This window comes from Williamsia limnetica, from assembly GCF_003217475.1.
Taxonomy (GTDB): domain Bacteria; phylum Actinomycetota; class Actinomycetes; order Mycobacteriales; family Mycobacteriaceae; genus Williamsia; species Williamsia limnetica.
Genome location: NZ_QJSP01000010.1, coordinates 273,043 through 280,374 on the forward strand (window position 1 = coordinate 273,043; position 7,332 = coordinate 280,374).

Below are 7,332 nucleotides of genomic sequence, written 5' to 3' on the forward strand. Positions count from 1 at the left end.
AAAGACCCCCACCGGAGATGGTGGGGGTCTCTTCTTCTGTGCCTTCAGACGGATCTCAGTTCGGCTTGGTGCCGGTGACGATCACGTTGTAGAAGAACTTGGGCGGCACCACTTTTCGCAAGATGTTCTCGTCCACCCAGGTGAGCCGCTTCCAGCCACCGAAGGCGAAGCGGGCCCATCCCCACCCGAGCTTCTCGGGCGGCACCGCGGCCTCGAAGGTACGCACCGGCCACCCCAGCATCGCGGCGGCGAACTCCTCGGTCGCGGTCTTGACGTCGACCGCGCCTGCCGACCGCGACATCGCCTCGAGATCGGCCGGGTCGAAGGTGTGGATGTCGACGACTGCTTCCAGCGCTGCGGCGCGGGAGGATTCGTCGAGTTCCGCCTGCGGCCTGCGCCAGTCTTGCAGCGGTCCGAACTTGGTGACGTTGGTGGTCGCAGCCCAGGTGGCACGGGAGAGCCAGCGGGCGTAGAAGTCGCCGATGGTCGACGGTTCACCGGCGAACACGAAGCGGCCGCCGGGCTTGAGGATGCGCAGCACTTCGCGCAACGACTTCTCGACGTCGGGGATGTGGTGCAGCACCGCGTGACCCACGACGAGGTCGAAGGTGTTGTCGTCGTATGGAATGGTCTCGGCGTCTGCAACGCGGCCGTCGACGTCGAGGCCGAGATTCTCGGCGTTACGCAGGGCAACCTTGACCATGCCCGGCGAGAGGTCGGTGACAGATCCCTTGGTCGCGATCCCGCCCTGCATCAGGTTCAGCAGGAAAAACCCTGTGCCGCAACCAAGTTCCAGAGCGCGTTCGTACGGCAGGGGCTGGTCCCCGGCCACCGCGTCGAACCGGCCACGGGCGTAATCGATGCAACGTTCGTCGTAGCTGATCGACCACTTGTCGTCATAGGTCTCGGCTTCCCAGTCGTGGTAGAGCACCTGGGCGAGTTTGGTGTCCTTGAGCGCCGCCTGCACCTCGTCGGCACTGGCGTGCGGATTGGGAGCGGGATCGCTGGGAGACGAAGTCATGGGTCTACAACCACTTTCCGTAGAGGGAGGCTATTTGCCGGTGAATTCGGCCTTGCCCGGGCCGTTCTCGACGAAGGATGCCATCCCGATTTTGCGGTCATCGGTGGAGAACAACGCCGCGAAGACATGCTCTTCGATCTTGAGTCCGGTGGTGAGGTCGACGTCGAGGCCCTCGTCGATGGCGGCCTTTGCCGCGGCGAGCGCGACACTCGCTGCGCCATTGAACTTCGACGCCCATTTGAGCGCGGCGTTGTAGACCTCGTCCGGCGCGACGACCTCGTCCACGAGGCCGATCTCCAGAGCTTCTGCGGCACCTACGAAACGACCGGTGAACACCAGGTCCTTCGCCTTTGCCGGGCCGATCAGGCGGGCTAGGCGCTGCGTGCCTCCACCACCGGGGATCACGCCGAGCAAGATCTCGGGGACACCCAGTTTCGCGTTGTCGCCGGCGATCCGGCGATCGGCACCGAGTGCGACCTCGAGTCCACCGCCCAGTGCGTAACCGGTGATGGCCGCGACGGTCGGTTTGGGGATGGCCGCGATGGAACCGAGGTCGGCTTGCAGTCGGCCCGCCACCTTGCGAACCTCGGCGAACGTCAGGTCGTTGAGCTCTTTGATGTCGGCGCCCGCAGCCAAGACCTTCGGGCCGCCGTAGACGACAACCGCCTTGATGTCGTCGCGCACGGTCGCCTCCCGCGCGGCCTCGGCCAACTCGGCCTGGACCTGGCGGCTCAGCGCGTTCATCGGCGGACGGTTCAGCAGGATGGTCCCGACCCCGGGGAACTCGTCAGAGGTCTGCAACGTCACGAACTCAGGCATGTCCCGCAGGCTACCGGGTGCACCGGTGATCCCCTACTGTCGGGGGATGGCAGCGACCCCACACGGTGAGGCAGTCGAGATCGAGGTCGGTGGCCGCGTGGTGCGGGTGTCGAGCCCCGAACGCGAGTACTTTCCGGCTCGCGGTGAGACCAAGCTCGACCTCGTCAACTATTACCTCTCGGTCGGCGACGGGATCGTGCGGGCCCTGCGGGACCGACCGTGCATGTTGCACCGCTATCCCAAGGGTGTCGCCGGACAGAAGGTCCACCAGAAACGGATCCCGGCCGGCGCACCGGACTGGCTGGAGACCGTCAACATCTACTTTCCCCGGTTCGGCAGGACAGCGGACGAAGTCTGTGTGACCGAGCTCGGCAGCGTGATCTGGGCGGTGCAGATGTCGACCGTCGAGTTCCATCCCTGGAACTCGCGGCGATTCGACACAGAGAAACCCGATGAGTGGCGGATCGACCTCGACCCGATGCCCGACTGTTCCTTCGACAAGGTGCGGCGCACCGCGCACGTCGCCAATGAGGTCCTCGACGAACTCGGCATACGCGGTTTCCCGAAGACGTCCGGCGGGTCCGGCCTGCACATCTACGTGCGCATCGAACCCGAGTGGGGTTTCGCCGACGTCCGCCGCGCCGCTCATGCCTTCGCCAGAGAAGTCGAGCGCCGGGCTCCGAGTGAGGTGACCACCACCTGGTGGCGCAAAGACCGCGACCCCAGCGCCGTGTTCGTCGACTACAACCAGAACACCCGCGACCACACGATTGCCAGTGCCTACTCGGTACGCGGCAACCCCGAGGGCACTGTCTCCACGCCCATCACCTGGCACGAGATCGACGACGTGGACCCGCCGAGTCTGACCATCGCGACGGTGCCCGATCGCTTCGCCGAACTCGGCGATCTACACGCGGAGATCGACGATCGCGCCTACCGTCTCGACACCCTGCTCGAGTGGGCCGACCGCGACGAACGCGAAGGTGCCGAACCGACACCTGATCCCGACGCCTGAGCAGGGTTCCCTGGTCAGAAGAGATCGTTGACCCGACGGTATTCCTCTTCGCCGTCGAACTCGATCCGAACCTTTTCTCCGGTGGATACGAAGTTCGGGGTGATGCTCTCGACCACCCGGTCGGCAGCAAGTGCGTCGTTGACACTGTCGTACTTCGACAGTTCCTTCAACTGGGTCCAGGTTGGTGGCAGTAAGAAGTGCTTTCCGTCATCCCACGACGCGATCGCCGCCTGCGGGGTCGCCCAACCGGTCTCGGACGCCTCGGTGGTCTCACCGTCAGCAGTCTGTCCCTCCGGCAAGACGGCGAGAAAGAACCGTGTGTCGTAGCGACGCTTCTCTCCGAGCGGGGTGATCCAGTGCGCGAGCGGGCGAAGCAGGTCCGCACGCAGCGAGAGGCCGGCCTCGCGCAGGAACTGCGCAAACGACAGCGACTTGTCGACGAGCCCGGCACGCTCTGCGGTCAGTTGCGACGTGTCGGGGAAGCTGCCGTCGTGCCGCGCGGCCAAGAGCACGCCGCATTCTTCGAAGAGTTCGCGGACCGCCGCGCAGACCAGCGCCTGGGCAGTCGCAGGTTCGGTGTGGAACTGCTTCGCCCACCAGTGCTCGTCGGGTCCGGTCCAGGCCAGGTCGACTTCGGCGTCGCGGGGGTCGACACCACCGCCGGGGAACACGGTCATGCCGCCGGCGAACTCCATCTGTTTCACCCGCCGCATCAGGAACACCTCGATGGGCGCGCTTTCCCCGGCCCGCACGAGCACTACGGTCGCCGCGTCCCGCATGGGCACTGATTCGGGGTCGTCGACGATGGTGAACGTCATTCGGCGCGCCTCCGGTGTCCGCCTGCGGCACGTGCCCGCCGGGCAAAGAACCGGCCATCGGCCTTGTCCAGAGCGATGGACTGGCTGAACGCACTCGACAGGTTCTCGGCGGTGATGACGTCTTCGATCAGGCCTTGAGCCACGACCAGACCCTCCTTGAGCAACATCGCGTGAGTGAACCCGATCGGGATCTCTTCGACATGATGCGTCACCAGGACGGTCGCCGGGGCGTCGGGGTCGGCCGCCAGGACCGCGAGCCGGGCCACCAGTTCCTCGCGTCCGCCGAGGTCCAGGCCGGCGGCGGGCTCATCGAGCAACAGCAATTCTGGGTTGATCATCAGGGCACGCGCGACGAGCACGCGTTTGCGTTCGCCTTCCGAGAGCGTGCCGAAGGTGCGGTCGGCAAGATGCTCGGCGCCCATCGATTCGAGCATTTCGAGCGCCTGATCGCGATCGACGTCGTCGTACGTCTCTTTCCAACGGCCGAGCACCGCGTAGCCGGCGGAGATGACGAGATCACTGACGATCTCCCGCTCCGGAATCCGCTCACCGAGCAAAGCGGAAGTCACACCGATCCTGGTGGTCAGCTCACGAACCTCGGTCCGGCCGACGGGTTCACCGAGCAAGAAGGCGCTGCCGCTGGAGGGGTGGGTCTCGGCGGCGGCCATCCGCATCAGCGATGTCTTGCCCGCGCCGTTGGGTCCGAGGATGACCCACCGTTCGTCCAGTTCGACTTTCCAGGAGATGGGCCCGACGAGTGTGTTCCCGCCGCGCCGCAACGCCACGTCCTCGAAGTCGATCAGTAGGTCTGGATCCGTTTCACGCACCCCCCTATCGTGCCGCACCGCGACAGAACTGACCGTCCGATGCCGAGAGTGTCGCCAAATCCGCCGATCGGAGTATGCGGCTGTACCCGAAGGTCAGCCCATCGCAAAATCGGCAAAATCGAAGCCGGGCACCACAATACAACTCACCAACGACGGTTCGTCTCCGCGCGGGGTGGCGCGTTGCCACTGGCCCGGCGTCACGACGTACTGCGGGTGCTGCCCGGCGAGAACATCGGAACCCACCAGCACCGTGTGCTCGTTCACCGGTGCGCTGCCCTGGCCACCCAAGCCGAGTGTGACCGGAGATCCCCGGTGATGCAGCCAGATCTCGGCGCTGCGCACGGTATGCCACGCAGAGTGCTGGCCGGGCAGGAGCAGGAACAAGATCGCCGTCCCGGCGGAGCGCTCTCCGGGATACCCGTCGGGTAGCGCCGATGTGGGAATGGTCAGGTCGCTGACCCACGTCTGCCGATAGAAACCCCCTTCGGGGTGCGGTTCCAGTCCGAGGTCGACGGCCCAATCCGGCAGCTGTGTCATGGGCCCAGATTAGTCCGGCGTCGGCCCTTCGCCGCGACTCGTCTCGGCGATCACGGTCACCGAACCAGGCGCGATCTCGGTGAACCCCGCGTCCCGGACCGCGACCGCCGTTCCCACGGCATCCGCTGCCAGGAGCCGATCCCAGTTGCCCGCGGATGCGTCACGAACCGAGACCGGGCATCCGGCCGAAAACCATTGCTCGGCCGACTTTTGATCCATCAGTTTGACGGCCAGCATCGAGGCGTGACCGACCTGCGCCGCGAGCTTCCCGACGGTCATCTCCAGCGTCGGGTTCACCCACAGCACCGGGCCGTCCGTGGTCGGACTGCCTGCGGTGTCCCCGGAGATTTCCGTACCCCCGATCTGCAGACGGGCTATTCGCTTGTCGGTCTCCCCCACCGGACCGGGCACGATGGCTCTGGCCATCGCCGTCCCACAGGTCGCCGTCACTCCTGGAACGTCTTGCGCCGCTTCCCAGTGTGCCCCGCGCGCACGCCGGGCGATTTTCCTGATCCGCGCATCACACCAGGCGTCCATGGGCCCGGCCCACGGGCCGTCGCCGCCACTGCGCTCGTCGAGACACAGCAGTGCGACCGCCGATGCCGCGGCATTGAGCAGATCTGTGCGATCCGGTTGCTCCGCCTTCGGGATGTGCAGCACCATCTGCATGGCGAGCACCTTGCCCGGATCCGGCGGATCACTGTGCCCGCCAATGTATTCGACCAGGCGAGCAAACCTCTCCGCGAACGTTGACGGCTGAGCCTGGGCTGGCTGCGCCTGCGAGGAGTCGAACGGGTCAGGATCCATGATCAGTTGAGCGGTACCCGACGCATGACGCCGTCGATCGCATCGGCTGCCTCGATCTCATCCCGGGTTACACCGAGAATGAACAGCACGGCGTCGAGGAACGGGTGCGACAGAGCAGCATCGGCCACCTCCTGCAGCGCAGGTTTGGCGTTGAACGCGATACCGAGTCCGGCGACCGTCAGCATGTCGATGTCGTTGGCACCGTCACCGACGGCGATCGTCTGTTCCATCGGCACTCCGACGCTGTCGGCAAAAGCGCGCAGAGCCTTGGCCTTTCCGGCGCGGTCGACGACCTCGCCCACCACCCTGCCGGTCAGTTTGCCCTCGGAGATCTCCAAGGTGTTCGCCTTGACGAAGTCGAGTTCGAGCTCGTGAGCGAGTGGCTCGATGACCTGGCGGAACCCGCCGGAGACCACGCCGCAGTGATAGCCCATCCGATGCAGGGTCCGGATCGTCGTCCGCGCACCTGGCGTCAACTCCAGTTCGCCGGCCACCTCGTCGAGCACGGACACATCGAGTCCGGCCAGGGCGGCAACGCGCTCATGCAGCGACTGGGCGAAATCGAGTTCGCCGCGCATCGCGGCCTCGGTCACCGCTGCAACCTCCGCTTCGCGGCCGGCACGAGCGGCGAGCATCTCGATGACCTCACCCTGGATCAGCGTCGAATCGACGTCGAAGACGATGAGACGTTTGGCCCGGCGGGCCAGGCCACCGCGCTCGACCGCGACGTCGATGCCGAACTTGCTGGCCACTCCGGCCAGCCCCTTGCGCAGGGCGGCGTCCGCGGCAACGCTGTCGCGGTCGACACTGATCAGCAATTCCAGACCGGTCACCGGGTAGTCCGCGATCCCCCGGATCGAATCGATGTTGCCGCCCTGGCGGGCGAGCTCACCGGCGAGTGCACTGAAACTCTTTGCACTGACCGGGCTTCCGAGGACCACCACCGCGTGGGTGGAGAGCCGGCGGTCGCCGTTCTCGGCGCCCACCTCGACCGTGACGTCGACACCGACCGAGTCCATCGCCTGCTCGATGACTTCCTGGAGCTCTTCGCTGTCGCCGATGCATCGGACGAGCACACCAAGGGTGAGGCGCCCGCGAATGACCACCTGCTCGACGTCGAGGATGCTGACGTTGCGTGTCGACAACGCTCCGAACAGGACGGAGGTCACTCCTGGTTTGTCGTGGCCGGTGACGGTGATGAGCACAGACGTACCCTCCGGCCCCGCGGTGTGGGCGCGGCCGGGGTTGATATCGGTGGTCACTTCAGTTCGAACCGGAATCTGATTCGGCCGACGACTCGTGACTTCCGACGGTCAACGGCTCTTCCTTGATCTCTTCGGCCTTGTGACTCTTCTGGCCCACGTGGGCTTCGTCGCGCATGCGGTCCACCATATGCGGGTAGTGCAACTCGAATGCAGGCCGCTCCGACCGGATGCGCGGGAGCTCGGTGAAGTTGTGCCGCGGCGGCGGGCAGCTGGTTGCCCATTC

Annotated in this window: 8 protein-coding genes and 1 pseudogene; 1 reads left to right on the plus strand and 8 read right to left on the minus strand. The window is 65.8% G+C overall.

From position 1 onward, the window contains the following. Window positions 1-55: 55 nt before the first annotated feature. Together DFR67_RS18315 and DFR67_RS18320 are read right to left on the minus strand one after the other, a co-directional pair. Complete coding sequence (locus DFR67_RS18315; protein ID WP_110470906.1) at window positions 56-1,021, minus strand: class I SAM-dependent methyltransferase; 966 nt, start codon at window positions 1,019-1,021, stop codon at window positions 56-58. A 30-nt stretch (window positions 1,022-1,051) separates the two neighbouring features. Beyond that, the gene (locus DFR67_RS18320; RefSeq protein ID WP_110470907.1) at window positions 1,052-1,840 is read right to left on the minus strand and encodes an enoyl-CoA hydratase-related protein; all 789 of its coding nucleotides are present in this window, start codon (window positions 1,838-1,840) and stop codon (window positions 1,052-1,054) included. 46 nt (window positions 1,841-1,886) lie between these two features. Between DFR67_RS18320 and ligD the strand changes: the two genes are divergently transcribed. Further along, window positions 1,887-2,855: a non-homologous end-joining DNA ligase gene (gene ligD / locus DFR67_RS18325; RefSeq protein WP_110470908.1), complete on the plus strand. Its 969-nt coding sequence runs from the start codon at window positions 1,887-1,889 to the stop codon at window positions 2,853-2,855. A gap of 14 nt (window positions 2,856-2,869) precedes the next feature. On the opposite strand, the gene DFR67_RS18330 is transcribed toward ligD, so the two are convergent. The 6 genes and pseudogenes from DFR67_RS18330 to DFR67_RS18355 form a co-directional block, all read right to left on the minus strand. Continuing rightward, on the minus strand, window positions 2,870-3,673 hold the full coding sequence (locus tag DFR67_RS18330; protein WP_110470909.1) for an NUDIX hydrolase: 804 nt from the start codon (window positions 3,671-3,673) through the stop codon (window positions 2,870-2,872). Then, on the minus strand, window positions 3,670-4,500 hold the full coding sequence (locus tag DFR67_RS18335) for an ABC transporter ATP-binding protein (protein WP_110470910.1): 831 nt from the start codon (window positions 4,498-4,500) through the stop codon (window positions 3,670-3,672). The genes DFR67_RS18330 and DFR67_RS18335 overlap by 4 nt, the downstream gene beginning before the upstream one ends. A gap of 93 nt (window positions 4,501-4,593) precedes the next feature. Further along, window positions 4,594-5,037 carry a cupin domain-containing protein gene (locus DFR67_RS18340; protein ID WP_110470911.1) on the minus strand — a complete coding sequence of 148 codons (444 nt, stop codon included), beginning with the start codon at window positions 5,035-5,037 and terminating at the stop codon, window positions 4,594-4,596. 9 nt (window positions 5,038-5,046) lie between these two features. Next, on the minus strand, window positions 5,047-5,844 hold the full coding sequence (locus DFR67_RS18345) for an aminoacyl-tRNA hydrolase (protein ID WP_110470912.1): 798 nt from the start codon (window positions 5,842-5,844) through the stop codon (window positions 5,047-5,049). 2 nt (window positions 5,845-5,846) lie between these two features. Then, complete coding sequence (serB, locus tag DFR67_RS18350) at window positions 5,847-7,106, minus strand: phosphoserine phosphatase SerB (protein ID WP_245938024.1); 1,260 nt, start codon at window positions 7,104-7,106, stop codon at window positions 5,847-5,849. A 1-nt stretch (window position 7,107) separates the two neighbouring features. Continuing rightward, window positions 7,108-7,332 (minus strand): annotated as a pseudogene (locus DFR67_RS18355) (cytochrome ubiquinol oxidase subunit I); the annotation flags it as partial.

Excerpts from the sequence above, each read along its gene's own strand:
- DFR67_RS18315 (WP_110470906.1), bottom strand. The coding sequence starts at position 1,021 with ATGACTTCGTCTCCCAGCGATCCCGCTCCCAATCCGCACGCCAGTGCC.
- DFR67_RS18320 (WP_110470907.1), bottom strand. The coding sequence starts at position 1,840 with ATGCCTGAGTTCGTGACGTTGCAGACCTCTGACGAGTTCCCCGGGGTC.
- ligD (WP_110470908.1), top strand. The coding sequence starts at position 1,887 with ATGGCAGCGACCCCACACGGTGAGGCAGTCGAGATCGAGGTCGGTGGC.
- DFR67_RS18330 (WP_110470909.1), bottom strand. The coding sequence starts at position 3,673 with ATGACGTTCACCATCGTCGACGACCCCGAATCAGTGCCCATGCGGGAC.
- DFR67_RS18340 (WP_110470911.1), bottom strand. The coding sequence starts at position 5,037 with ATGACACAGCTGCCGGATTGGGCCGTCGACCTCGGACTGGAACCGCAC.
- DFR67_RS18345 (WP_110470912.1), bottom strand. The coding sequence starts at position 5,844 with ATGGATCCTGACCCGTTCGACTCCTCGCAGGCGCAGCCAGCCCAGGCT.